The sequence below is a fragment of the Pseudomonas sp. MS646 genome (genome assembly GCF_036693845.1).
GTDB classification, from domain to species: domain Bacteria; phylum Pseudomonadota; class Gammaproteobacteria; order Pseudomonadales; family Pseudomonadaceae; genus Aquipseudomonas; species Aquipseudomonas chlororaphis_E.
On sequence record NZ_CP144763.1, the window covers coordinates 4,120,871 to 4,145,573 of the forward strand.

Annotated in this window: 19 protein-coding genes; 6 read left to right on the forward strand and 13 right to left on the reverse strand. The window is 61.3% G+C overall.

Going from position 1 to position 24,703, the window contains the following annotated elements; translation table 11 throughout:
• Nucleotides 1-4: 4 nt before the first annotated feature.
• On the forward strand, nucleotides 5-2,698 hold the full coding sequence (locus V3H56_RS18040) for a DEAD/DEAH box helicase (protein ID WP_047737764.1): 2,694 nt from the start codon (nucleotides 5-7) through the stop codon (nucleotides 2,696-2,698).
• Between the two features lie 116 nt (nucleotides 2,699-2,814).
• Here the strand turns inward: V3H56_RS18040 and nagZ are convergent, their stop codons facing one another.
• Nucleotides 2,815-3,813, reverse strand: a complete 999-nt coding sequence (gene nagZ, locus V3H56_RS18045; protein WP_172679759.1) for a beta-N-acetylhexosaminidase — start codon at nucleotides 3,811-3,813, stop codon at nucleotides 2,815-2,817.
• A 183-nt stretch (nucleotides 3,814-3,996) separates the two neighbouring features.
• Nucleotides 3,997-4,704: a TetR/AcrR family transcriptional regulator gene (locus tag V3H56_RS18050; RefSeq protein WP_047737767.1), complete on the reverse strand. Its 708-nt coding sequence runs from the start codon at nucleotides 4,702-4,704 to the stop codon at nucleotides 3,997-3,999.
• Between the two features lie 229 nt (nucleotides 4,705-4,933).
• Between V3H56_RS18050 and lexA the strand changes: the two genes are divergently transcribed.
• Together lexA and sulA are read left to right on the forward strand one after the other, a co-directional pair.
• Nucleotides 4,934-5,542 carry a transcriptional repressor LexA gene (gene lexA / locus V3H56_RS18055; RefSeq protein WP_042729269.1) on the forward strand — a complete coding sequence of 203 codons (609 nt, stop codon included), beginning with the start codon at nucleotides 4,934-4,936 and terminating at the stop codon, nucleotides 5,540-5,542.
• Between the two features lie 10 nt (nucleotides 5,543-5,552).
• Entirely contained in the window at nucleotides 5,553-6,026 is a 474-nt protein-coding gene (sulA, locus tag V3H56_RS18060) for an SOS-induced cell division inhibitor SulA (RefSeq protein ID WP_042729270.1), read from the forward strand.
• 71 nt (nucleotides 6,027-6,097) lie between these two features.
• On the opposite strand, the gene V3H56_RS18065 is transcribed toward sulA, so the two are convergent.
• From V3H56_RS18065 to V3H56_RS18095, 7 genes are all read right to left on the reverse strand, one after another.
• Nucleotides 6,098-6,331: a hypothetical protein gene (locus V3H56_RS18065; RefSeq protein ID WP_042729282.1), complete on the reverse strand. Its 234-nt coding sequence runs from the start codon at nucleotides 6,329-6,331 to the stop codon at nucleotides 6,098-6,100.
• Between the two features lie 106 nt (nucleotides 6,332-6,437).
• Entirely contained in the window at nucleotides 6,438-6,962 is a 525-nt protein-coding gene (locus V3H56_RS18070) for a DUF6586 family protein (protein WP_042729271.1), read from the reverse strand.
• A gap of 179 nt (nucleotides 6,963-7,141) precedes the next feature.
• Complete coding sequence (gene topA, locus V3H56_RS18075) at nucleotides 7,142-9,754, reverse strand: type I DNA topoisomerase (protein WP_042729272.1); 2,613 nt, start codon at nucleotides 9,752-9,754, stop codon at nucleotides 7,142-7,144.
• 115 nt (nucleotides 9,755-9,869) lie between these two features.
• Complete coding sequence (locus V3H56_RS18080) at nucleotides 9,870-10,106, reverse strand: DUF1653 domain-containing protein (RefSeq protein WP_042729273.1); 237 nt, start codon at nucleotides 10,104-10,106, stop codon at nucleotides 9,870-9,872.
• A 109-nt stretch (nucleotides 10,107-10,215) separates the two neighbouring features.
• A complete protein-coding gene (gene fadA, locus V3H56_RS18085) occupies nucleotides 10,216-11,391 on the reverse strand; it encodes an acetyl-CoA C-acyltransferase FadA (RefSeq protein WP_042729274.1) in 1,176 nt (391 codons plus the stop codon).
• Between the two features lie 30 nt (nucleotides 11,392-11,421).
• Nucleotides 11,422-13,569: a fatty acid oxidation complex subunit alpha FadB gene (gene fadB, locus V3H56_RS18090; RefSeq protein WP_042729275.1), complete on the reverse strand. Its 2,148-nt coding sequence runs from the start codon at nucleotides 13,567-13,569 to the stop codon at nucleotides 11,422-11,424.
• Nucleotides 13,570-14,057: 488 nt separating this feature from the next.
• A complete protein-coding gene (locus tag V3H56_RS18095; RefSeq protein WP_042729276.1) occupies nucleotides 14,058-14,495 on the reverse strand; it encodes a hypothetical protein in 438 nt (145 codons plus the stop codon).
• 100 nt (nucleotides 14,496-14,595) lie between these two features.
• Here V3H56_RS18095 and V3H56_RS18100 point away from each other — a divergent pair, with 100 nt between their 5' ends.
• Complete coding sequence (locus V3H56_RS18100; protein WP_042729277.1) at nucleotides 14,596-15,036, forward strand: universal stress protein; 441 nt, start codon at nucleotides 14,596-14,598, stop codon at nucleotides 15,034-15,036.
• A 136-nt stretch (nucleotides 15,037-15,172) separates the two neighbouring features.
• Here V3H56_RS18100 and V3H56_RS18105 read toward each other — a convergent pair whose 3' ends face one another.
• Nucleotides 15,173-17,092 carry an ATP-binding cassette domain-containing protein gene (locus V3H56_RS18105; protein ID WP_042729278.1) on the reverse strand — a complete coding sequence of 640 codons (1,920 nt, stop codon included), beginning with the start codon at nucleotides 17,090-17,092 and terminating at the stop codon, nucleotides 15,173-15,175.
• Nucleotides 17,093-17,315: 223 nt separating this feature from the next.
• Between V3H56_RS18105 and V3H56_RS18110 the strand changes: the two genes are divergently transcribed.
• Nucleotides 17,316-19,244, forward strand: coding sequence for a transglycosylase SLT domain-containing protein (locus tag V3H56_RS18110; protein ID WP_338473713.1), 1,929 nt, complete (start codon nucleotides 17,316-17,318; stop codon nucleotides 19,242-19,244).
• A gap of 186 nt (nucleotides 19,245-19,430) precedes the next feature.
• Here V3H56_RS18110 and V3H56_RS18115 read toward each other — a convergent pair.
• Together V3H56_RS18115 and V3H56_RS18120 are read right to left on the reverse strand one after the other, a co-directional pair.
• Nucleotides 19,431-20,578 (reverse strand): IS3 family transposase gene (locus V3H56_RS18115; RefSeq protein WP_144419424.1). Its coding sequence is split into 2 segments (ribosomal slippage): nucleotides 19,431-20,323 and nucleotides 20,323-20,578, totalling 1,149 coding nucleotides; the frame shifts between segments, so codons are not numbered across the junction.
• A 555-nt stretch (nucleotides 20,579-21,133) separates the two neighbouring features.
• A complete protein-coding gene (locus tag V3H56_RS18120) occupies nucleotides 21,134-22,906 on the reverse strand; it encodes an ABC transporter transmembrane domain-containing protein (RefSeq protein WP_123579761.1) in 1,773 nt (590 codons plus the stop codon).
• 252 nt (nucleotides 22,907-23,158) lie between these two features.
• Here V3H56_RS18120 and V3H56_RS18125 point away from each other — a divergent pair, with 252 nt between their 5' ends.
• Nucleotides 23,159-23,338: a PA1571 family protein gene (locus tag V3H56_RS18125; RefSeq protein ID WP_003199629.1), complete on the forward strand. Its 180-nt coding sequence runs from the start codon at nucleotides 23,159-23,161 to the stop codon at nucleotides 23,336-23,338.
• 53 nt (nucleotides 23,339-23,391) lie between these two features.
• Here V3H56_RS18125 and pdxB read toward each other — a convergent pair whose 3' ends face one another.
• On the reverse strand, nucleotides 23,392-24,534 hold the full coding sequence (gene pdxB / locus V3H56_RS18130) for a 4-phosphoerythronate dehydrogenase PdxB (RefSeq protein WP_123579760.1): 1,143 nt from the start codon (nucleotides 24,532-24,534) through the stop codon (nucleotides 23,392-23,394).
• Nucleotides 24,535-24,703 lie beyond the last annotated feature (169 nt).

A 24,703-nucleotide genomic window follows, 5' to 3' on the forward strand; every position in this document is an offset into this window, starting at 1 on the left:
ACCTATGCCCTCGCCCCTGAGCAAACCCCTGGCCCCTTCCTGGGTCAATCGATTCAAGGAACAAAGCCTGGAGCGTGGGCGCCGCTATGCGCTGGAAAACCGGGTCAGGATCGTCGAGGCCGGCGACAGCACCATCACCGCCAGTTGCGAAGGCTCTGGCAGTAGCGTCTACCGTCAGACCATTCGCCTCAAGGAGTCGGCCAAAGGCACGCTGATCCTGCTTGACGCCGCGTGCTCCTGCCCGGTGCGCATCAACTGCAAGCATTGCGCGGCGGTTCTTCTGCAAGTGCAGGAAACCCTGGCCTACCCGGCTGCCGAAAAAGACGCGCAGTTGCTGGAAAAACTCCAGTCGGTGCTGGACAACCGCAGCCCCAAGGCACCGCCCCAGGTGCTGGTGGACAACGTGCAACCACTGCCACGCCTGTGGCTGGCAAGCATCGAGTTCAGCGCCTTCGAGCCGCGCAACGGCAAGATGCAACGCTACATCCAGCACCGTGCGGCGCTGTCCTTCAGCTACTTGGGCGAGTATGTCAGCGGCCAACGCAACAGCGACGTGCTGCTGCGCCAGGAAACCCAGACGCTGCGGATAAAGCGCCATACCGATGTGGAGCAGTCCTACCGCGAACAACTGCGAATCCTCGGATTCAAGGTCGCGACCCGACAGAGCAAGGCGTTGCCGGAAAGCGCCGGCGAGCTGTATGAGATGGTCAACGACAGCGCCTGGTTGACCTTCACCCTCAATGACCTGCCCAAGCTTCGTGAGCAAGGCTGGGAGTTGCAGATCGACGAGGAATTCGGCTTCGACCTGACCGCCGTGGATGACTGGTATGCCACGGTGGAGGAAACGCCGGAGCGGGACTGGTTCGACCTCGAGCTGGGGATCATCGTCAACGGCGAACGCCTGAGCCTGCTGCCAATCCTGTTGAACCTGATGCGCTCGCACATCGAGCTGTTCAACCCGGAACGCCTGGCCAGGCGCCGCGACGACGAGCTTATCCTGGTCAACCTGCCCTCTCGCCCGAACGCCGAGTTCGGCCCGCAACAAGTGGCCCTGCCCTACGGTCGGCTGAAACCGGTACTGGCGACCCTGGGCGAGTTCTACCTGCAAGAGCCCGGCACCACCAAGCTGCGCTTGAACAGCGCGGACGCCTTGCGCCTGAACCCGCTGCAAGACATGCCGCTGAGTTGGGAAGGCGGCGAATACATTCGTGGCCTCGCCCAACGCCTGCGCGACATCAAGGACTACACCGCCGCCGCGCCCGAAGGCCTGAACGCGACGCTGCGGCCCTACCAGCTCGAAGGCCTGAGCTGGATGCAGTCGCTGCGCCAGCTGGAGGTCGGCGGCATCCTGGCGGATGACATGGGCCTGGGCAAAACCCTACAGACCCTGGCGCACATTCTCAGCGAAAAAAATGCCGGGCGCCTAGACCGGCCGTGCATGGTGGTGATGCCCACCAGCCTGATTCCCAACTGGCTCGACGAAGCGGCCCATTTCACGCCGCAGCTCAAGGTGCTGGCCCTGTATGGCGCCGGGCGCAAGAAACACTTCGAGCGACTGGCCGACTACGACCTGGTCCTCACCACCTATGCGCTGCTGCCCAAGGACGTCGAGCGCCTGGCTGCACAGCCGCTGCATGTGCTGATCCTCGATGAGGCCCAATACATCAAGAATCCCACCAGCAAGGCCGCCCAGGCCGCCCGTGAGCTCAATGCGCGGCAACGGCTGTGCCTGTCCGGCACACCGCTGGAAAACCACCTGGGTGAACTCTGGTCGCTGTTCCACTTCCTGTTGCCGGGCTGGCTCGGGGACGTCAAGAGCTTCAACCGCGATTACCGTACCCCCATTGAAAAGCGCGGCAGCGACGTCAGATTGCAGCACCTCAACGGTCGGATAAAACCTTTCCTGCTGCGCCGGACCAAGGAGCAAGTGGCGACCGAGTTGCCACCCAAGACCGAGATCATCCATTGGGTGGAACTCAGCGACGCCCAGCGGGACGTCTACGAAACCATGCGCCTGGCCATGGACAAGAAAGTGCGCGACGAAATCACCCGCAAAGGCGTCGCCCGCAGTCAGATCATCATCCTCGAAGCGTTGCTCAAGCTCCGCCAGGTGTGCTGCGATCTGCGCCTGATCAACGATGCCGCCCTCCCCACCCGAGGCAGCACTTCGGGCAAGCTCGACAGCCTGATGGGCATGCTGGAGGAACTGTTCGAAGAAGGCCGGCGGGTGCTGCTGTTTTCCCAGTTCACCTCGATGCTGGCGCTGATCGAAGATGAGCTGAAGAAACGCGGCGTCGACTACGCCATCCTGACCGGACAGACCCGCGACCGACGCACCCCCGTCAAGGAATTCCAGAGCGGCAAGCGTCAGATTTTCCTGATCAGCCTGAAGGCCGGCGGCGTAGGCCTGAACCTGACCGAAGCCGACACGGTGATTCACTACGACCCATGGTGGAACCCGGCCACCGAAAACCAGGCGACCGACCGCGCTTACCGTATCGGCCAGGAAAAACCGGTGTTCGTCTACAAATTGATTGCCCGGGGCACGGTAGAAGAAAAGATTCAGCTGCTGCAAAAGGAAAAATCCGACCTCGCCGCCGGCGTCCTGGATGGACGCGTGGCCGGCGACTGGAAGTTGCAGAGCGACGATATCGAAGCGTTGTTTGCGCCGTTGCCGGACAAGCTGGAAAAGCGCTGAGGCGGCGCAGTGTTGCGTTGACCTTGATGGCGCCTGCTCGCGAATACGGGAGGTCAGTCGCCACGGTACTGACTGACCTCAATCCTTGCGGGCAACCTGCCCCAGCCCAGCGCCCCTCAATCGATCAATTGCGCCGCTTTCAACGCCCCGACCGCGGTCAGCCAGCGAGGGTCCTGGCGGTACTCGGTGGAGGCAAAGGCGCGGCCGCGCATCCGGGCGATCCGCGCCGAGGGCGTGACCTTCAAGCGCTGGGCGGCACTCAAGGCCAGCTCGGCGGCCGCGCGATCGTTGCACACCAGGCCCATGTCGCAACCGGCCGTCAAGGCGGCTTCGATACGACTGGCGGCATCGCCCACCACATGGGCGCCGGCCATCGACAGGTCATCGCTGAAAATCACCCCGTCAAAACCCAGCTCGCCGCGTAGGATATCCTGCAGCCAGCGCCGGGAAAATCCGGCCGGGTTGGGATCGACCTGAGGATAGATCACATGGGCCGGCATGACCGCCGCCAGTTGCTGGCTGAGCCTGGCAAAGGGTACCAGATCGTTGGCGCGGATCTGTTCCAGGCTACGTTCGTCGTTGGGGATCGCCACATGGGAATCCGCCTCGGCCCAACCGTGCCCGGGGAAATGCTTGCCGGTGGCGGCCATTCCGGCGGCGCTCATGCCACGGATGAAGGCCCCGGCCAATAGGGCTGCGCGCTCGGGATCACCTTCGAAGGCGCGACTGCCGACGACCGCGCTGCGCTGGTAATCGAGGTCCAGCACCGGCGCGAAGCTCAGGTCCAGGCCAACCGCCAGCACCTCGGTCGCCATGATCCAGCCGCACTGCTCGGCCAGGTATTCGGCATTCGGGTTATCGGCGATGGCCCGCATCGCCGGCAAGCGTACGAAGCCCTGGCGCAGGCGCTGGACGCGGCCGCCTTCCTGATCCACCGCCAGCAGGAGGTCGGGCCGGATGGCACGGATCGACGCGCTCAACTCCCGCACCTGACGCGGGTGCTCGATGTTGCGGGCAAAAATGATCAGGCCACCCACTTCGGGCTGACGCAACAAGTGGCGATCTTCGGCCGTCAGCCAGGTACCGGCGACGTCCACCATCAACGAGCCTTGCAGGCCAGCAGTCATAGGATTTCCTTGATAAAGATGAACCCGCGCGGCAACACACACGCAACAACACTGCCAGGAGCCAGGCCCGGCAGGTCGCGGTGACGCAATGGAAGATAGGACGGATTCGAAACGAGAGTCGGCATGGGCGGCTAGCTTAGCGGATGTAGGCCGCTGCGCCCACCCATGCCCTTACGCCTTGGCGAGCGCCGGGGCGGATTTGCTGCGCGGGCGCAATTGCGCGGCCGCCATGGCTTCATCGGTCACGCCGGTTTCGGCGCGCATGCCGGCAGCCAAAAACGGCACCATCAGCCGCATCACCTGCTCAATCGAGGTGTTCACGCCGAAATCGGTTTCCGCGATGGCTCGCAGCGCCTTGATACCGGACATGCTGAACGCGGCGGCGCCGAGCATGAAGTGCACGCGCCAGAACAACTCGATCGGCGGGATACGCGGCGCCGCCTCATTGACCAGCAACATGTAACGGCGGAACACCTTGCCGTACATGTCTTCCAGGTAACGCCGCAAGTGCCCCTGGCTCTGGCTGAACGCCAGGCCCAACAGGCGCATGAAGATGGACAGGTCGTTGCCGCTGCGAGGTTGCACGACAAGGGCTTGCTCGACCAGGATTTCCAACAGCTCTTCCAGGGTCGGCTTGACCTCGGGCTTGGCCTGGCGACGCTCCAGCTCGCGGTCGAGGCTCAGGCAGAACGGCCCGAGGAAGCGCGAGAACACGGCCTGGATCAAGGCCTTTTTCGAACCGAAGTGATAGTTCACCGCCGCCAGGTTGACCCCGGCCTTGCTGGTGATCAGGCGCAACGAGGTTTCGGCGAAACCTTTTTCCGCGAACAACTGCTCGGCAGCATCGAGGATGCGTTCAACGGTTTCCGACTGGGCCATGACTACTCCGCCTGACAAACACTTGTTTGAAACATACGTTTCAGCCTGTGGGTTGTCAAGTCTGCCGGGGCGTTTTGCGAACGCCCGGTCAGCTATTTAACCACACCTTTGAACGGGCTGTAGCCATGGCGCGGGCGACCGTCCAGCGCCTGGTGAAAAAAGGAGGATTGCCAAGCGTCGCCCACTGTATATAATCCCAGTCACTGTATAAAAAGACAGAGCGATCAATATGCTAAAGCTGACGCCACGCCAAGCAGAGATTCTGGCCTTCATCAAACGTTGCCTCGAAGACAACGGCTACCCGCCGACCCGTGCGGAAATCGCCCAGGAACTGGGGTTCAAGTCGCCCAATGCGGCTGAAGAACACCTCAAGGCGCTGGCCCGCAAGGGTGCAATCGAAATGACCCCGGGGGCCTCCCGCGGCATTCGTATCCCGGGCTTCGAAGCCAAGGCCGACGACACTACCCTGCCGATCATTGGTCGCGTGGCCGCCGGTGCTCCCATCCTCGCCGAGCAACACGTCGAGGAATCCTGCAACATCAATCCTTCGTTCTTCCACCCGCGAGCTGATTACCTGCTTCGGGTACACGGCATGAGCATGAAGGACATCGGCATCTTCGACGGCGACCTGCTGGCCGTTCATACCACTCGCGAAGCCCGTAATGGCCAGATCGTGGTGGCGCGCATCGGCGACGAGGTGACCGTCAAGCGCTTCAAGCGCGACGGCAGCAAGGTCTGGTTGATTGCCGAGAACCCCGAGTTCGCGCCTATCGAAGTAAACCTGAAAGATCAGGACCTGGTCATCGAAGGCTTGAGCGTCGGCGTGATCCGCCGCTAAAGGAGGCTTTATGCAATTCCCTCACACCCCACAACACACACAACTGCCGCTGTTCGAGGCATTCATGGCCCAACCGCTGGTTCCAGTCCTGAAAGAGGTCATCGAATCGCCCTGGGGCGTCGAACCCGAGGCTTTCAGCGAACTGTCGTTACGGGGTGCAGCCGGGAATTGCCTGAACCTGCTCGCGCCGATCCTGCGAGAGTTGAGCCAGGACCAGGATGCTCGCTGGTTGACGCTGATCGCCCCACCGGCCAGCGTCACTCAAGCCTGGTTGCGCGATGCCGGCCTGAATCGCGAACGGATCCTGCTGCTTCAACCACGCGGGACCCAAAGCGCGCAACAATTGACCTGCGAAGCGTTGCGCCTGGGCCGCAGCCACACCGTCGTCAGTTGGATCAATCCGTTGACCGCGACCGCGCGGCAACAATTGATCAGCGCCGCTCGCACCGGGGACGCACAAAGCTTGAATATTCGATTGGGCTAAGACAAGCGCAGGGCTTCTCCAGAACAGAGAAGCCGGTCAGTACAGTGCTTCTAAAAAGCCGACGGACGGGATCAATGAAGAACCCGAGGGCCCTCTTCCTTGTTGAGGTCGCCTTCAACCAGGCGCCCCGCCATCTGGACACCCACGCTCAGCATCGCCTTGGCGACCTCGACGTGCTGGCCCTGAAGGAATGCCTTGGCGTCTTCGGAGAAGTTCAGCGTCACCAGGGAACCCTCATCCTCGGCCCTGCGCAGCTCGATGCGGCCATCAGGAAGTTCGACAATTTCTAGAAAGGACGTAGGCATAAAAGTCTGTTCTCCACGAAAGGCGAGGATTATATAGTCATCGGAACCGCTTCGCTCGGGATCTTGACCAAGCGTTGTCAGCGAATGTCTTGGGCCGAGCCGTAACTCAGCACTCATTCAGCCCTTCGCGAAAGCGTAGTGCCAGGCTCTTGAGGTTCTGCCGCCAGCTTTCCAGCTCCTCCCGGCTCAACACCTGCTCAGGCTCTTCTTCGTCCAGGTTGACCGCCACGATCAACGGCTGGGTCACGTCCCCCTTGGGCTTGCGAGGGGCCCGTGGCGGCTGGAAGAGCGCCGCATGGGCAGCCAACAGTTTCGCCAGCCAGGTTTCCGGGTTGTGGGCCAGCTCGACCATTTCGGCCAATTCCGGGATGGCGAGGGTTTCCAGCACTTCGCGGGTCAGCAGTTGTTCGGCCCGGGACGCATTCGCTTGCGGCAGGCGATAGAACCCCGCAATTTCATGGCACAACCCCAATAGAGCACCGTAAAGGTGGAACAGCACGGACTCACGCCCCGCCTGCAGCAGCGCCGGGGAATTCATCGCGCGCCCATCCTCGGCCCTGGCGAGCGCTTCGAGCGACAGGCCGGCGAAATAAATCTTTTGATTGGTGCGGGTATAGAGTTCGTGGGCCATGGCGGCACCTCTCCAACAAAATAAAAGCGTCACGCAAGGGCGACAGTGTCGTGGATCGACCGAAGGCCCGCAAGCCAAAAACAGGAAGGCCGCATGAAAACCCCGGGGTTGTCATGCGGCCTTCCTGTTCACTGGGGCTTACAAGAGGGTTCTCACCCGACAAGCAGCCGCCCTATCGGTCAGCGCTTGTCTTCAACGGTCCACTTGCCACCGTCGTAGAACGCCTTCCAGCCGGTTGGCTTGCCATCGACCTCGGTCTGCACGTACTGCTCCTTGGTCTTGCGGCTGTAGCGGATGACCGCCGGACGACCCTCCGGGTCCTTCTGCGGGGCTTCGCAGAGGAAATGGTACTTCGGATCGATCTCGTCCTTGTGCGGCACGATCTCCATCACCAGTGGCGCACGGGTCTCGCGGTTTTTCGGGAACTGGCTGGCCGCCAGGAACAGACCGGAAGCACCATCACGCAGGATGTAGGTGTCGTTGACCTTCTCGCACTGGAGTTCGGGCATCTTCACCGGGTCCATCTTCGGTGGCGCCGCATCGCCGCTCTTGAGCAGTTTGCGGGTGTTCTTGCAGGTTGGGTTGGTGCAACCGAAGAACTTGCCGAAACGACCGGTCTTGAGCTGCATCTCGCTGCCGCACTTGTCGCATTCCAAGCTAGGGCCTTCGTAGCCCTTGATGCGATAGGAGCCCTCTTCGATCTCGTAGCCGGCACAGTCCGGGTTGTTGCCGCAGATGTGCAACTTGCGCTTTTCATCCAGCAGGTAGGCGTCCATCGCCGTGCTGCAGATCGGGCAGCGATGCTTGCCACGCAACACCAGGGATTCGGACTCACCCTCGTCGTCCGCAGCGATTTCATCGCCAGGCACCAGGTTGACGGTCGCCTTGCAGCGCTCCTTGGGTGGCAGGCTGTAGCCCGAGCAACCGAGGAACACGCCGGTGGACGCTGTGCGGATCTGCATCGGACGACCGCAGGTCAGGCATGGAATGTCGGTCATGACCGGCTGGTTCGCCCGCATGCCACTTTCCGGGCTTTCGGCCACTTCGAGTTTTTTCTTGAAGTCGCCGTAGAACTCGTCGAGCACGTTCTTCCAGTCGCGCTCGCCCTGGGCCACGTCGTCGAGGTTCTCTTCCATGCCAGCGGTGAAGCCGTAGTCCATCAGGTTCGAGAAGCTCTCGGACAGGCGCTCGGTAACAATGTCACCCATCTTTTCCGAATAGAACCGACGGTTGTGCAGCGCCACATAGCCACGATCCTGGATGGTGGAAATGATCGCCGCATAGGTCGAAGGACGACCGATACCACGTTTTTCCATTTCCTTGACCAGGCTGGCTTCCGAATAGCGAGCCGGCGGCTTGGTGAAATGCTGGGTCGGATCAAGCTTGATCAGCTTCATCACGTCGCCCTGGGCCATGTCCGGCAGGACGTCGTCATCCCCAGGCTTGGTGATTTGCGGCATGACGCGGGTGTAGCCGTCGAACTTGAGGATGCGGCCCTTGGCGCGCAGCTCGAAATCGCCAGCACCCACGCTGACCGTCGTCGACAGGTATTGCGCCGGCAGCATCTGGCAGGCCAGGAACTGGCGCCAGATCAGCTCGTAGAGACGCTCGGCATCGCGCTCCATGCCAGACAGCTTGCTTGGCTCGGTATTGGCGTCGGACGGACGAATCGCTTCGTGAGCCTCTTGTGCGCCTTCCTTGCTGCTGTAGACGTTGGGCGTGTCCGGCAGGTATTTCTTGCCGAACTCGCTTTCTATATAAGTGCGCGCCATCGCCACGGCATCGGCCGAGAGGTTGGTCGAGTCGGTACGCATATAGGTGATGTAGCCGGCTTCGTACAGACGCTGGGCCATCATCATGGTTTTCTTCACGCCAAAGCCCAGGCGGTTGCTCGCGGCCTGTTGCAGCGTGGAGGTAATGAACGGCGCCGACGGCTTGCTGCTGGTCGGCTTGTCCTCGCGCTTGACGATGCTGTAGCTGGATGCCTTGAGCTTCTCCAGCGCGGCCATGGCCTGGGCTTCATTGAGCGGCTTGAAGGCCTCGCCCTTCTCGCGGGCCACTTCGAAGCGCACGGTAGCGCCCTTGGCGGTGCCGAGGTCGGCGTGGACTTCCCAGTATTCCTCGGGGATGAACGCACGGATTTCCCGCTCGCGCTCCACCACCAGCTTGACCGCCACGGACTGTACGCGTCCGGCCGACAGGCCGCGGGCGATCTTGGCCCACAGCAGCGGCGAGACCATGTAGCCCACTACACGATCGAGAAAGCGCCGTGCCTGCTGGGCGTTGACCCGGTGGATATCCAGCTCGCCCGGCTGGGAGAAGGCTTCCTGGATCGCCTTCTTGGTGATTTCGTTGAACACCACGCGCTTGTAGCGGCTGTCATCCCCACCGATGGCTTCGCGCAGGTGCCAGGCAATGGCTTCCCCTTCGCGGTCCAAGTCCGTCGCGAGATAGATGGTGTCGGCGTCTTTGGCGAGCCGACGCAGTTCTTCGATGACCTTTTCCTTGCCTGGGAGGATCTCGTACTTGGCTTTCCAGCCGTGTTCCGGATCAACCCCCATGCGCGAGACCAGCTGCTTGCGCGCCTTGTCTTTCGGCGACAGCGCCGGCGCTTCACCGGCAGCCGCCTTGCCGCGCTTGGCGGCTGGCTCCTTGCTGGCGCTAGCCGAACCGCTGGTGGGCAGGTCTCGGATATGGCCGATACTCGACTTCACCACGTATTGGTTGCCCAGATACTTGTTGATGGTCTTGGCCTTAGCCGGGGATTCCACAATGACCAGCGATTTGCCCATGGATCAGAAAATTCCTGAATGCTAAAAAGTGAAAGGCGGTTGGCGCCTGACGCGGCACCGCTATATATAGTGGCTGCAAGGTGAGGTCAAGCGCAGGGTTGCCCGCAGGTTGGCCTCAACGCTTGGGAAAAATGCTTTCCTCGGCCTGCACCAAAGCAAAGCGTGGCACCTGTTCGCCGTCAACCTCGACGGACTCCTGGAACATGCTCAAGGGACGCACCCAGAAGCCGTAATCGCCATACAGGGCTTGATAGAAGACCACTTCTTCCTCGGTCTCGGAATGCCGCGCAATACTGAATACGCGGTACTGCGGACCCTTGTAATGTTGGTAGAGCCCAGGTTGTATCGGCATGCTTTGGCCCTCACTGAATTCTTTTCAAAATAAAAACAAAATTTCTTTCTACTAAACCCGGAAAAACAAAAACCGGGGCACTTGGCCCCGGCTTCCATCGACGCAACGCTTAGACGCGTTCGAAGACAGTGGCGATGCCCTGGCCGAGACCAATGCACATGGTGGACACGCCAAACGTGCCGCCGTTCTGTTTCATCACGTTGAGCAACGTGCCGGAGATACGCGCACCGGAGCAACCGAATGGGTGGCCCAGGGCGATCGCGCCGCCGTGCAGGTTAACCTTCTCGTTCATCTTGTCGAGCACTTTCAGATCTTTCAGCACCGGCAGGGCCTGTGCGGCGAACGCTTCGTTGAGCTCGAAGAAGTCGATATCGGAGATGCTCAGGCCGGCACGCTTCAAGGCTTTCTGCGTGGCCGGTACCGGACCATAACCCATGATCGCCGGATCCACACCCGCCACGGCCATGGAGCGAATTACCGCCATCGGCTGGATGCCCAGGTCTTGGGCACGCTGGGCCGACATCACGATCATGCACGAGGCACCGTCGGTGATCTGCGACGACGTACCGGCAGTCACGGTGCCACCCTTCGGGTTGAACGCCGGCTTGAGGGTCGCCAGGCTTTCCAGGGTGGTTTCCGGACGAATGGTTTCGTCGTAGTCGAACAGCTTCAGGAAGCCGTTCTCGTCATAGCCCTGCATCGGGATGATTTCGTCCTTGAACTTGCCTTCCACGGTCGCCTTGTGGGCGAGCTGGTGGGAGCGCACGCCGAAGGCGTCCTGCTGCTCACGGGTAATGCCGTGCATCTTGCCGAGCATTTCCGCGGTCAGGCCCATCATGCCCGAGGCTTTCGCCGCGTACAGCGACATGTGCGGGTTCGGATCGACGCCGTGCATCATGCTCACGTGGCCCATGTGCTCGACACCGCCGACGACGAACACGTCGCCGTTGCCGGTCATGATCGCCTGGGCGGCGGTGTGCAGCGCGCTCATGGACGAACCGCACAGGCGGCTGACCGTCTGGCCGGCTGCCGTGTGAGGAATCTGGGTCATCAGCGACGCCATGCGGGCGATGTTCCAGCCCTGCTCCAGGGTCTGGTTCACGCAGCCCCAGATCACGTCCTCGACTTCATTGGGGTCGACCTTGACGTTGCGTTCCAGCAGTTTGCTGATCAGGTGCGCCGACATGTCTTCGGCGCGGGTGTTGCGGTGCATGCCGCCCTTGGAGCGGCCCATCGGCGTACGACCGAAGTCGACAATCACGACGTCTCTAGGATTCAAGCTCATAAATGTTCTCTCGCTCTAGTCGTTGGGCGCTTAACCGAAGAAGCTCTGGCCGTTCTTGGCCATTTCACGCAGCTTCGCGGTCGGGTGGTACAGCGCGCCCAGATCAGCGTACTGGTCAGCCAGGGCAACGAACTCGGCCACACCGATCGAATCGATGTAGCGCAGCGCACCGCCACGGAATGGAGGGAAGCCGATACCGTAGACCAGGCCCATGTCGGCTTCGGCAGCCGTTTCGACGATGCCGTCTTCCAGGCAACGCACGGTTTCCAGGCACAGCGGGATCATCATCCAGTTGATGATGTCCTCGTCAGTGACCTCGCGCTGCTCGTAGACGATCGGCTTGAGCACTTCCAGCACCGACGGATCGGCGACTTTCTTCTGCTTGCCGCGCTTGTCGGTCTCGTAGGCATAGAAGCCCTTGCCGTTCTTCTGGCCCAGGCGCTTGGCTTCATAAAGCACGTCGACAGCCGAACGACGGTCGTCTTTCATGCGGTCCGGGAAGCCTTCGGCCATGACGTCGCGACCGTGGTGGCCAGTGTCGATGCCGACCACGTCCATCAGGTACGCCGGGCCCATCGGCCAGCCGAATTTTTCCATGATCTTGTCGATGCGCACGAAGTCCACGCCCGCGCTGACCAGCTTGGCGAAACCGCCAAAGTACGGGAACAGCACGCGGTTGACCAGGAAGCCCGGGCAATCGTTGACGACGATCGGGTTCTTGCCCATTTTCTTGGCGTAGGCCACGGTGGTGGCAATCGCCTGCTCGCTGGACTTCTCGCCACGGATCACTTCCACCAGCGGCATCATGTGCACCGGGTTGAAGAAGTGCATGCCGACGAAGTTTTCCGGGCGCTTGAGGGCCTTGGCCAGCAGCGAAATGGAGATGGTCGAGGTGTTCGACGCGAGGATGGTGTCCTCTTTGACCTTGTCTTCGACTTCAGCCAGTACCGCCTGCTTGACCTTCGGGTTTTCCACGACCGCCTCGACCACCAGGTCGACATGGCCGAAATCGCCGTAGGACAGGGTCGGACGAATGCCGTTGAGCACTTCGGCCATCTTCGCAGCGGTCATGCGACCTTTATCGACGCGACCCACCAGCAGCTTGGCTGCTTCGGCCAGGCCCTGCTCGATCCCGTGCTCGTTGATGTCCTTCATCAGGATCGGCGTGCCCTTGGACGCCGACTGGTAGGCGATACCACCACCCATGATGCCGGCACCGAGTACGGCTGCCTGCTTCACGTCACGGGCGATCTCGTCGTAGGCCTTGGCCTTTTTCTTCAGTTCCTGATCATTGAGGAACAGGCCGATCAGGCTCTGTGCAGCCGAGGTCTTGGCCAGTTTGACGAAGCCGGCGGCTTCGACTTCCAGGGCCTTGTCGCGACCGAAGTTCGCGGCTTTCTGGATGGTCTTGATCGCTTCGACCGGGGCTGGGTAGTTCGGGCCAGCCTGGCCGGCAACGAAGCCCTTGGCGGTTTCGAAGGCCATCATCTGCTCGATGGCGTTGAGCTTGAGTTTTTCCAGCTTCGGCTGGCGCTTGGCCTTGTAGTCGAACTCGCCGCTGATGGCGCGCTTGATCGTCTCAAGGGCCGCAGCCTGGAGCTTGCCAGGTTCAACCACGGCGTCCACGGCGCCGACTTTCAGCGCGTCTTCGGCACGGTTTTCCTTGCCGGCGGCAATCCACTCGATGGCGTTGTCGGCACCGATCAGGCGCGGCAGGCGCACGGTCCCGCCGAAGCCTGGGTAGATGCCCAGCTTGACTTCCGGCAGGCCGATCTTGGCGGTGGTGGACATGACGCGGTAGTCCGCCGCCAGGCACATTTCGAGGCCGCCACCCAGGGCGATGCCGTTGATGGCCACGACGGTCGGTACGTTGAGGTCTTCGAAATCGCTGAAAATGCGGTTGGCTTCGAGGTTGCCAGCGATCAGCTCGGCATCGGGCAGCTTGAAGTTGTCGACGAATTCGGTGATGTCGGCGCCGACGATGAACACGTCCTTGCCGCTGCTGACGATCACACCCTTGATCGAAGCATCTGCCTTGATAGTGTCCACGGCCTGACGCAGTTCATTCAGGGTAAGACGGTTGAACTTGTTGACGGACTCACCCTTGAGATCGAACTTCAGTTCGACGATGCCACTTTCAAGAGCCTTAACCGTGATGGCTTTACCTTCGTAAATCATCAACTGATCTCCACGATATGGAAGCTGAACAGTACACGTTGAACGCTGACCGCTGGTTGGGCATTGACGTTACCGTCGATGCTACGCCAATCCGCCAGGCACACCCGTCAACGCGATAGTCGGGTTCTGTAGGAACGTTCTGAAAATACAAACGCTCAATTCATACGCCCGTTTGATTTGGGTACGTCACCTTCACGGAATTTCCGACAATTGTCAATCGCCCTAAACAGAGGGCGCGAACACGACTTTACGGTCATTTTCGTACCGTACGGATCCGCAACACCCGGCCGCATGAGCAGCCATTCATAAGATCAATTATTAGAAAAGTCGCCCTAATCCCGGGCAAAGCCGGCACAACCGACTACGCTGTCGCAAACACGTTGCAATTGTTCGAGCAAGGGCGTTACGAACGAACGCCCGGAAATGACATTTGATTACCGGCCTGCCTGGCCAACCCGCCCGATGAGTCTGTCGGGCTTTTTTACGACTCAGGCCAGGGCCTTGAGCACCTCGGCAATATGCTGCAAAACACTGGTTTCGCCCTTTTCGCCCCAATACAAGGCGATCATTTGCCGATCAGCCTCGACCTTGTAGACGTTGGCCGGCAACTTTTCGAAATGCACAAGCAACGCCTCATCCTGGCAAACCTCTCGCCACTGGTTGACCCACACGCCGGGCGCGGACTGCCAGTAACTCCAGCTGTCCGGCTGCTTGCCGCGCCGCGGCCGATGGTACTGGGCACAAGGGTTTGGCGGCTGCTGGCCGAGCCAGTGAGGCCATTCCTGCGGCGCCAGTTGCATGGCCAGGCCAAGGCGCCGTGCCTCCATGCGCAGGGCCATCCGACCACTCTGAACACGGGAGGGCCGCAACCATGCCAGAGGACTTAACACCACCAACAGGATTGACACCACTATCCAGACCGTCATATTCGTACTCCCGAATTTTGAGGAGCCATTGACTGCGTCGCCGTCAATGCGCTTGAAACCAGCCATACTTACCGTATCGCAATTCTCTGGAGTGCCTTCCATGTACTACGAACACGTTCTGGTCGCCGTCGACCTCACTGAAGAATGCGATCCCGTCGTCAAGCGCGCCCTCGCCCTTTGCGAAGGCCGGGAGACCAAGCTGTCGCTGGTGCACATCGTCGAGCCGATGGCCATGGCCTTTGGCGGCGACGTTCCCATGGACCTGTCCCAATTGCAGCAACAGCAATTCGACCAGGCCAAGGAGCGCCTTGACCGGCTGATCGTGAAGTACCCGGCGCTGAAAAAGGAATTCAGTCACTTGACCTACGGCCAACCGCGCCAGGAAATCCATCACCTGGCCAAGGAACAGGGTTGCGACCTGATCGTCGTCGGCAGCCATGGCCGCCACGGCCTGGCACTTCTGCTGGGCTCCACCGCCAACGACGTGCTGCATGGCGCACCGTGCGATGTGCTGGCGGTGCACCTGATCAAGCGCAGCTGATTCACCAAGGAACTCAGCTCAATGACCGTGGCGAGGGAGCTTGCTCCCGCTGGGCTGCGTAGCAGCCCCCTGGCGGTGAGTGCCTCGCCCTCAGGCGGCAGCAAATCCCCTCGCCACGGTCATTGAGCGTGCGGGCTCAAGCGTCCAGCTCGGCCCAACGCTCGACCAATGCATCCAGCTCGGCCTGCAGTTGCTCCAGGTGCGCAATCACTTTGGCGGTTTCAGCAGCAGGTCGCTGGTAGAACCCGGTGTCGGCCATCTCGGCTTCCACCGCTGCGATCTGCTGCTCCTTCGCATCGATATCACCGGGCAAGGCTTCCAGCTCACGCTGCAGCTTGTAGCTGAGTTTCTTCTTCACCGGGGCCGGAGCGGCGGCAGCGGGCACCGGGGCCGGCTCGGCCTTGACCACGGCCGAGTTCAGGTCGGCCTTGCCGGACTTGCTCTCGGTCACGCCCAGAAGACGCGGCGAACCGCCCTGGCGCAGCCAGTCCTGGTAACCGCCAACGTATTCGCGAACCCGGCCTTCGCCTTCGAACACCAGGGTGCTGGTGACCACGTTGTCGAGGAATGCCCGGTCGTGACTGACCATCAGCACCGTGCCATTGAAGGTCAGCAGCACTTCTTCCAGCAGTTCCAGGGTTTCCACGTCCAGGTCGTTGGTCGGCTCGTCGAGCACCAGCAGGTTCGCCGGCTTGCTGAACAGCTTGGCCAGCAGCAAGCGCGCGCGCTCGCCACCCGACAGCGCCTTGACCGGCGTGCGGGCCCGCTGCGGGCTGAACAGGAAATCGCCCAGATAGCTCAATACATGGCGGCTCTGGCCATCGATCTCGATGAAATCGCGGCCTTCGGCGACGTTGTCGATCACGGTTTTTTCCAGATCCAGTTGATGGCGCAATTGGTCGAAGTAGGCCACGTCGATCTTCGTGCCCTCTTCCACCTTGCCACTGCTCGGGACCAGGCCACCGAGCATCAGCTTGAGCAGGGTAGTCTTGCCGGTGCCGTTGGCACCCAGCAGGCCGATGCGGTCGCCACGCTGCAGGACCATGGAAAAATCCTTGACCAGGAACGGCCCGCCGGGATGGGCGAAGCTGACGTTCTCCAGCACCATGACCTGTTTGCCGGATTTTTCGGCCGTTTCCAGTTGGATATTGGCCTTGCCGGTGCGCTCACGGCGTTCGCTGCGCTCCACGCGCAGCGCCTTGAGGGCACGTACCCGGCCTTCGTTACGGGTACGACGGGCCTTGATACCCTGGCGGATCCAGACTTCTTCCTGGGCCAGGCGCTTGTCGAACAGGGCGTTGGCGGTCTCTTCCGCCGCCAGCACGGCTTCCTTGTGCACCAGGAAGCTGGCGTAGTCGCCGTTCCAGTCGATCAGGCCGCCACGGTCCAGCTCAAGGATGCGGGTGGCCAGGTTTTGCAGAAAGGAACGGTCGTGGGTGATGAACAACACCGCACCCTGGAAGTCCTTCAAGGCTTCTTCAAGCCAGGCAATCGCACCGATGTCCAGGTGGTTGGTCGGTTCGTCGAGCAGCAGCAGGTCCGGCTCGGACACCAGGGCCTGGGCCAGCAAAACGCGACGACGCCAGCCGCCGGACAATTCGGCGAGGGTCTTGTCGGCCGGCAGTTGCAGGCGGCTCAGGGTGCTGTCGACCAGTTGCTGCAGACGCCAGCCATCACGGGCTTCGAGGTCCTGCTGGACGTGCATCAGCTTGTCCAGGTCCGCGTCGGTGACGATGTTCTGGCTCAGGTGGTGATATTCGGCCAGCAGCGCGCCGACACCGTCGAGGCCCTCGGCAACCACGTCGAACACGGTCCGCTCGTCGGCTACCGGCAGTTCCTGAGGCAGTTCGCCGATTTTCAGGCCTGGCGCACGCCAGACCGAGCCGTCATCGGGCTTCTGATCGCCCTTGACCAGCTTCATCATGCTGGACTTGCCAGTGCCATTGCGGCCGATGATGCACACCCGCTCACCACGGGCGATCTGCCAGGACACCTTGTCCAACAACGGCATCGCGCCGAAAGCAAGGGACACATCGCTGAATTTGAGCAGGGTCATGAGCTTCTCCAAAAACCGGGCGCGCATTCTACCTGAGAAGCGCCCGGCCAGGGCCGCCAATTTCGTCGCCAATGCGCCCTTTAGCGGTTATGCCGCACAAATGTTGCGAACTGATACCAACGGCCCCGCAAAGCTTTCGCCGGTTGCTGGCAAAAGGCTAAGCTACAGACAGTTACCCCAGGTTCCCCCTGGGCTTGTCATGTTTTTTCTGCCCGGATGTCTCATGCGCAGTCGCCTTTTCAGTGTTCTATCGTGTCTATTTGTCTGTGCCACTGCCGTTCAATCCGCCCAGGCCGTGGATATTTCTACCCAGCGCCAGTATTACGATGAGGCCAAGCGGGCCTTGGCCAAGGGCGATTCGGGCCCCTACTTGCGCTACAGCCAGGCCCTGCGTGACTATCCGCTGGAACCGTACCTGGCCTACGACGAACTGACCGCTCGCCTCAAGAGCGCCAGCAACGCCGAGATCGAGAAATTCCTCGCCGAACACGGCGACCTGCCCCAGGCCAACTGGATGAAATTGCGCTGGTTGCGCTGGCTGGCTGATCGCGGCGACTGGGACACGTTCGTCAAATACTACGACCCCAAGCTCAACTTCACCGAACTGGACTGCCTCAACGCGCAGTACCAGCTCAGCCATGGCTTGAAGGCCGAAGGCTACGCCAATACCGAAAAACTCTGGCTCACCGGCAAATCCCAGCCCGACGCCTGCGACACCCTGTTCGGCATGTGGGCAGCCCAGGGCCAGTTGACCGAACAGAAGCGCTGGGAGCGCGCCAAACTCGCCGCCCAGGCGCGTAATTACCCATTGGCCAACAGCCTGGTCAATGCCATGACCACCCTCGCCCCCCGTGGCAAGCTGCTGGTGGATGTGGCGCAGAAACCCGAATTGCTCAACCAGCCGTCGCGCTTCCTGCCGGCCGACGAACCGATGTCCGATATCGTCAGCCTGGGCCTGCGTCGCCTGGCACGCCAGGACCCTGACAAAGCCATGGCCCTGCTGGACGGCTATGCCAGCACCATGCGTTTTTCCCGGGATGAGAAAGTCGCGATCGCCCGGGAAATCGGCCTGACCCTGGCCAAGCGTTTCGACAGTCGCGCCCTGGCCGTGATGACCCAGTACGACCCGGAACTGCGGGACGATACTGTTTCCGAATGGCGCCTGCGCCTGCTGCTGCGCCTGGCTCGCTGGGACGACGCCTACCAATTGACCCGCCACCTGCCCGAATCGCTGGCCAGCACCAACCGCTGGCGCTACTGGCAGGCCCGCACCCTCGAACTGGCCCAACCCCAGAACCCCGAGGCACTGACGCTCTACAAGCACCTGGCCCGCGAGCGCGACTTCTACGGTTTCCTGGCCGCTGACCGCTCCCAGTCGCCCTACTCGCTCGTCAACAAGCCACTGGTGATGAGCCAGGCGCTGATCAACAAAGTACGCAACACCCCTGGCGTGCGCCGTGCACTGGAATTCCACGCCCGCGGCGACATCGTCGATGGACGCCGCGAGTGGTACCACGTCAGCCGGCATTTCAATCGGGACGAAATGGTCGCCCAGGCCAAACTGGCCTACGACCTGAAGTGGTATTTCCCGGCCATCCGTACCATCAGCCAGGCCAAGTACTGGGACGACCTGGACATCCGCTTCCCGATGGCCCACCGCGACACCCTGGTGCGCGAAGCCAAGGTCCGCGGCCTGCATTCGAGCTGGGTGTTCGCGATCACCCGCCAGGAAAGTGCCTTCATGGACGACGCCCGCTCCGGCGTCGGTGCTGCCGGCCTGATGCAACTGATGCCCGGCACGGCCAAGGAAACCGCACGCAAGTTCAGCATTCCGCTGGCCTCGCCGCAGCAAGTGCTGAACCCGGACAAGAACATCCAGCTTGGCGCGGCTTACCTGAGCCAGGTCCACAGCCAGTTCAACGGCAACCGCGTCCTGGCCTCGGCAGCCTACAACGCCGGCCCAGGCCGCGTGCGCCAATGGCTGCGCGGCGCCGATCATCTGAGCTTCGACGTCTGGGTCGAAAGCATCCCCTTCGACGAAACGCGCCAATACGTGCAGAACGTCTTGTCGTACTCGGTGATCTACGGCCAGAAACTCAACTCACCGCAGCCGTTGGTGGACTGGCATGAGCGGTATTTTGATGATCAGTGATTATTAGCGGAAGCTGTTGCTGAGAAGAAAAATGCCCGCATCGAAAGATACGGGCATTTCTTTTTGCTCGCTTGCTGGACCCTGTGGGAGCGGGCTTGCCCGCGAAGAGGCCCGACCTGTCCAACATCTCCATCGACTGACCCACTGAGGTGGTCAATTTTTTCCGGACACCTCAATCGGTGTTTTTCAGGCTGCTTGCCGCTCATACTGATTGGGCGGCAAATAGCCCAAGGATGAATGGATTCGCCTTCCGTTATAGAACCGCACGATGTAGTCCGTGATGTCTTTGATCGCTTCGCCATGGTTGGCGTAATCCTTGCGCCAAACACGCTCCATCTTCAGATTCAAGAAGAAGCGCTCCATGACCGCATTGTCCCAGCAGTTGCCCTTGCGACTCATGCTGCAACGCATTCCATGTCGCGTCAGCAAGTTCTGGTAATCCGTACCGGCATACTGGCTGCCTCGATCCGAATGAGCGATCAAGCCCGGTTCAGGTTGTCTCTGCGCGATGGCCAGTTGCATCGCACTGCATACCAACTCTGCTCGCATGTGGGGTGCCATGGCCCAGCCCACGATTTTGCGTGAGTACAGGTCCATGACGGCCGCCAGGTACAGCCAGCCGCTGCGGGTACGGATGTAGGTGATGTCAGCGACCCACGACTGGTTGATGCGCTCGGGATTGAACTGGCGATTGAGCAGGTTCTCAGCCACCGGAAAATTGTGATTGCTGTCAGTGGTATGAACGAACTTGCGCTTCCAAATCGGACGCAAATCCTGTTGTTTCATCAGGCGGCGGACCTTGTTCCGTCCAACGGAGACGCCAGTGTCACGCAGCGCTTTCACCAAACGACGGCTGCCATAACAGTGTTCATTGGACACGAAGGCAGCCTTGAGCTGAGCGGAAACCGAGCACACAGGTTTTGGCTTCAAACGCCGCTGACGAGCTTCGTAAAACCCCGAACGACTGATCCGCAACACCCGGCAGATACGCGCCACCGGGTAGGCCTTGCATTGGACTTGGTGAACCAACTGGTGGATCACTTCAACTCGCGGGCAAAGAAGGCCGTAGCTTTTTTTAATATGTCATTATCCGTCTTCAGTTCGCGGACTTGCTGTTCAAGCTGGCGAATACGCTGCTGGTCGCTGGTCAATGGTTTGCCAATCCCCGTACCGCCCGACTGCTCGGTTTGATACTGCTGAACCCAGCGGCGCACGGCGGTATCGCTCAGGCCTAAATCGGTACAAACCGAGTTCACGCTCAGACCTTGATCAACAACCATCTTGCAGACCTTCAGCTTGAACTCGGCGTCGAATTTTCTGTACTTCTTAGTCATGGAATATTCCTCAATGAGTGTAGTTTCACCCATTGAGGTGTCCGGGGCTATTAGACCAGCTCACACCGCCTTCGCGGGCAAGCCCGCTCCCACAAGGGATGTATGGTGAACACACATCTTGTGCCCGCCAACGATCAACCTGTGGGAGCGGGCTTGCCCGCGAAGAGGCCCGACCTGTCCAACATCTCCATCGACTAACACACCGCTTTCGCGAGCAAGCTCGCTCCCACAAGGGATCTACGGTGAACACACATCCTGTGCCCACCCACGATCAACCTGTGGGAGCGGGCTTGCCCGCGAAGAGGCCCGGCCTGTCCAACATCTCCATCGACTGACCCACCGCCTTCGCGAGCAAGCTCGCTCCCACAAGGGATCTACGGTGAACACACATCCTGTGCCCACCAACGATCAACCTGTGGGAGCGGGCTTGCCCGCGAAGAGGCCCGGCCTGTCCAACATCTCCATCGACTGACACACCGCTTTCGCGAGCAAGCTCGCTCCCACAGGAGACCTTTGGTGAACCTGAATCCGCGAACACTCAGGAGCCTGCTGTGCTTAGTCGGTCGCCGCTTCTACCCCCACATTGAACTGCAACGCCGCCAACCGCGCATACAGCGCGTTGCTGGCGACCAGTTCCTGGTGGGTTCCCACGGCAACGACCTTGCCCTGATCCATCACTGCGATCCGGTCGGCGTTCTTGACCGTGGCCAGGCGGTGGGCGATGACCAGGGTGGTGCGGTTTTTCATCAGGCTCGGCAGGGCTTGCTGGATCAGGTGTTCACTTTGCGCATCGAGGGCGCTGGTGGCTTCGTCCAGCAGCAGGATCGGCGCATCCACCAGCAGCGCCCGGGCGATGGCCAGGCGCTGGCGCTGACCGCCGGATAACCCCAGGCCACCGTCGCCCAAGTGGGTTTGATAGCCGTCGGGCATTTTCTCGATAAAATCGTGGGCGTGGGCGATCTGCGCGGCTTCGCGCACCTGCTCGGACGTCGCCTGTGGATTGCCGTAACGGATATTTTCTTCGACCGTGCCAAAAAACAGCGCCGGGTTTTGCGAAACCAGGGCGAAATGGCGACGCAGGTCCAAGGGGTCGAGTCGGGTCAGCGGCACATTGTCGATGAGAATCTGCCCCTGCGCCGGGTCGTAGAAGCGCAGCAACAGGTCATACACCGTCGACTTGCCCGCCCCGGAAGGCCCGACCAGGGCCAGTGTCTCGCCAGCCTGGACGGTCAGGTCAAGGCCATCGACCGCATAGCTGTCCGGCCGGGACGGGTAGGAAAAACGCACGCCCTCCAGGCGCAGATCGCCTCGGACCCGTTCCGGCAGCGTCACCAGGCCGGTGCTCGGCGGCTGGATGATGTTCTCCGAACGCAGCAACTCGGCGATACGCTCCGCCGCGCCAGCCGCCCGTTGCAACTCGCCGATCACCTCGCTCAGGGTTCCGAAGGCACTGCCGACGATCAGGCTGTAGAACACGAAGGCCGCCAGTTCGCCGCCAGAGATACGCCCGGCGATCACGTCCATGCCGCCCACCCACAACATCACGCCCACTGCCCCCAGGACCAGTACGATCACCAGGGTGATCAGCCAGGACCGCTGGACGATACGTTTGCGTGCGGTATCGAAAGCCTGCTCCACTGTGACGGAAAAACGTTGCTCATCCTGGACCTGGTGGTTGTAGGCCTGCACGGTCTTGATCTGGCCAAGGGTTTCGGAAACATAGCTGCCAACGTCGGCGATGCGGTCCTGGCTCTGGCGCGAGAGGCTGCGCACCCGGCGACCGAACAGCAGGATCGGCGCCAGCACCAACGGCAGCGCGATCACCACGATGCTGGTCAGCTTGGGGTTGGTGACGAACAGCAGCACGATGCCGCCCACCACCATCAAGGCGTTGCGCAGGAACAAGGACAGCGACGAGCCGATCACCGACTGCAGCAACGTGGTGTCGGCGGTCAGGCGCGACTGGATTTCCGAACTGCGGTTGTTTTCGTAGAAGCCCGGGTGCAGGTATACCAAATGGTTGAAGACCTGCCGGCGGATGTCGGCCACCACCCGCTCGCCGATCCACGACACCAGATAGAAACGGGCAAAGGTGCCCATCGCCAGCGCGATCACCAACACCATGAACAGGCCGATGGACTGATTGAGCAGGTGCGGTGATCGGGTCATGAAGCCCTGGTCCACCAGCAATCGGATGCCTTGCCCCATGGACAGGGTGATGCCGGCAGTGACAACGAGTGCCAACAATGCGCCAGCCACTTGCTTGCGATACGGCGCGATGAAGCCGCTGGCCAGGCGTATGGCACGGCGATGTTGGGAAGAAAGCATCAGAAACGTCCGATAAAGGGAAAAAGGCCGCCAACGGCATCGAAAAACAAGGGAACCAAGTTGAATCAGAATGAGTCCGGTTGAATATGACCGCAACGACTAGCGGCTAGATGTTATCGGTCTAAAGTCTGGCTGGAAACGCGACTGTGTTTCTGGTTGAGTACAGGTGTCGCCATGAACCCACAAGGAGTGTCATGGCTCGGTCACCTGGCGACATTACAGTAGGCACACAACCTGATGAGGAGACAGGCCATGTCCTTGCAACACAGCAGCGACGACAAGATCCAAGTAATCCGCACGCAACCGGACCAGTCCCTGGGCTGTTCGTTCATCGATGCCCAAGGGCGCGAAGTACCGATCACCGAGGACATGATCCAGAAGGCTTGCAGCGAACTGGAAAAACGACTGGTCAAACCTGCCGAACAAAAGTGATACAGCCCGTCTTCGCCTGAACCCGACCTTGGTGTCGGGTTTTTTGTGCCTGATTACAACAGGGTGGCGCCCAGCGCGGTCACGATCTGTTGCAAGGCCGGCGACTGCCCTTCGATAGCCACGTTCAAGCTGTCGATCTCCCGGCGCGGCGGATAGTGCTTGCGCAACGCATCAAAGGCGCTGCGCTGCTCACTGACCGTGCCCACCAGGCTGCGGCGAAAATCCGCATCGTCGCGGCGCGGGTCGTACACACCGCGGCACAGCGCGGCCAGGGCCCAGGCGGGGTCGGTGTCGGCATCCAGGGTGACACCGCCAAGCCAGGGCCGGGGCAGCAGGTCGCTCAGGCTGACAGCCACCGGTTGTTGCAGGAAATCGCACAAGGCCTGGTAGATCTGCGCCGTGCCGCGCTGGCGGCCATCGAGACTGTAGCCGGCAATGTGCGGGGTGGCGATGACGCACAGGTCGGCCAGGTCCACGTCCACGGTCGGCTCCTGCTCCCAGACGTCCAGCACCGCTTGCAGGTCTTCGCGCTCCAGCAGCACCTCGCGCAACGCCGCATTGTCGATCACCGGGCCACGGGCGGCATTGATGAGCCAGGTCCCGGGCTTGAGCCGGTTCAAACGCGCTTCGTCGAACAGGTGCCAGGTCGGTTGCTCGCCGTCACGGGTCAGCGGTGTGTGCAGGCTGATGACATCGCACTGCTCGATGATCTGCTCCAGGCTGACATAGTCACCGCCCTCGGCGGCCTGGCGCGGTGGGTCGCAGACCTTCACGGTCCAGCCCAGCCCCTGGAGCACCTTGATCAAGCGCCCGCCCACCTGGCCCGCGCCGACCACGCCGAAAGTCCGTTGCTCAAGGTTCGCGCCCTCGATTTCAGCCAGGGCCATGAGGCTGCCCAGCACGTAGTCCACCACGCCCCGGGCATTGCAGCCCGGAGCACTGGCCCAACGGATCCCGGCTTCGGCGAAATACTCCAGGTCCAGGTGATCGGTGCCGATGGTGCACGTGCCCACGAAGCGTACCCGGCTGCCTTCCAGCAGCGCTCGATTGACCTGGCTGACCGAGCGCACCAGCAGCACATCGGCCTGCTCGACCATCGCCCGATCGATCCCCCGCCCGGCCACTCGGCGGATTTCACCGAAACCTTGGAAAAATGCATCGAGCAGGGGGATGTTTTCGTCGGCGACGATCAGCATGGCGAAGCTCCTGTGGCGGGGTGGGCAGTGTAGGCGTTCCGGTAGGCCTGCGCATTACCAAGAGCGAATGATGTTGTGGCGAGGGGATTTATCCCCGCTCGACTGCAAAGCAGTCGCAATGATAGCAAGGGGTGCTACGCACCCAACGGGGATAAATCCCCTCGCCACA

Coding starts and splice junctions, on each gene's coding strand:
- V3H56_RS18040 (WP_047737764.1), top strand. CDS start 5: ATGCCCTCGCCCCTGAGCAAACCCCTGGCCCCTTCCTGGGTCAATCGA.
- V3H56_RS18050 (WP_047737767.1), bottom strand. CDS start 4,704: ATGGCCCAGTCGGAAACCGTTGAACGCATCCTCGATGCTGCCGAGCAG.
- lexA (WP_042729269.1), top strand. CDS start 4,934: ATGCTAAAGCTGACGCCACGCCAAGCAGAGATTCTGGCCTTCATCAAA.
- sulA (WP_042729270.1), top strand. CDS start 5,553: ATGCAATTCCCTCACACCCCACAACACACACAACTGCCGCTGTTCGAG.
- V3H56_RS18065 (WP_042729282.1), bottom strand. CDS start 6,331: ATGCCTACGTCCTTTCTAGAAATTGTCGAACTTCCTGATGGCCGCATC.
- V3H56_RS18070 (WP_042729271.1), bottom strand. CDS start 6,962: ATGGCCCACGAACTCTATACCCGCACCAATCAAAAGATTTATTTCGCC.
- topA (WP_042729272.1), bottom strand. CDS start 9,754: ATGGGCAAATCGCTGGTCATTGTGGAATCCCCGGCTAAGGCCAAGACC.
- V3H56_RS18080 (WP_042729273.1), bottom strand. CDS start 10,106: ATGCCGATACAACCTGGGCTCTACCAACATTACAAGGGTCCGCAGTAC.
- fadA (WP_042729274.1), bottom strand. CDS start 11,391: ATGAGCTTGAATCCTAGAGACGTCGTGATTGTCGACTTCGGTCGTACG.
- fadB (WP_042729275.1), bottom strand. CDS start 13,569: ATGATTTACGAAGGTAAAGCCATCACGGTTAAGGCTCTTGAAAGTGGC.
- V3H56_RS18095 (WP_042729276.1), bottom strand. CDS start 14,495: ATGACGGTCTGGATAGTGGTGTCAATCCTGTTGGTGGTGTTAAGTCCT.
- V3H56_RS18100 (WP_042729277.1), top strand. CDS start 14,596: ATGTACTACGAACACGTTCTGGTCGCCGTCGACCTCACTGAAGAATGC.
- V3H56_RS18105 (WP_042729278.1), bottom strand. CDS start 17,092: ATGACCCTGCTCAAATTCAGCGATGTGTCCCTTGCTTTCGGCGCGATG.
- V3H56_RS18110 (WP_338473713.1), top strand. CDS start 17,316: ATGCGCAGTCGCCTTTTCAGTGTTCTATCGTGTCTATTTGTCTGTGCC.
- V3H56_RS18120 (WP_123579761.1), bottom strand. CDS start 22,906: ATGCTTTCTTCCCAACATCGCCGTGCCATACGCCTGGCCAGCGGCTTC.
- V3H56_RS18125 (WP_003199629.1), top strand. CDS start 23,159: ATGTCCTTGCAACACAGCAGCGACGACAAGATCCAAGTAATCCGCACG.
- pdxB (WP_123579760.1), bottom strand. CDS start 24,534: ATGCTGATCGTCGCCGACGAAAACATCCCCCTGCTCGATGCATTTTTC.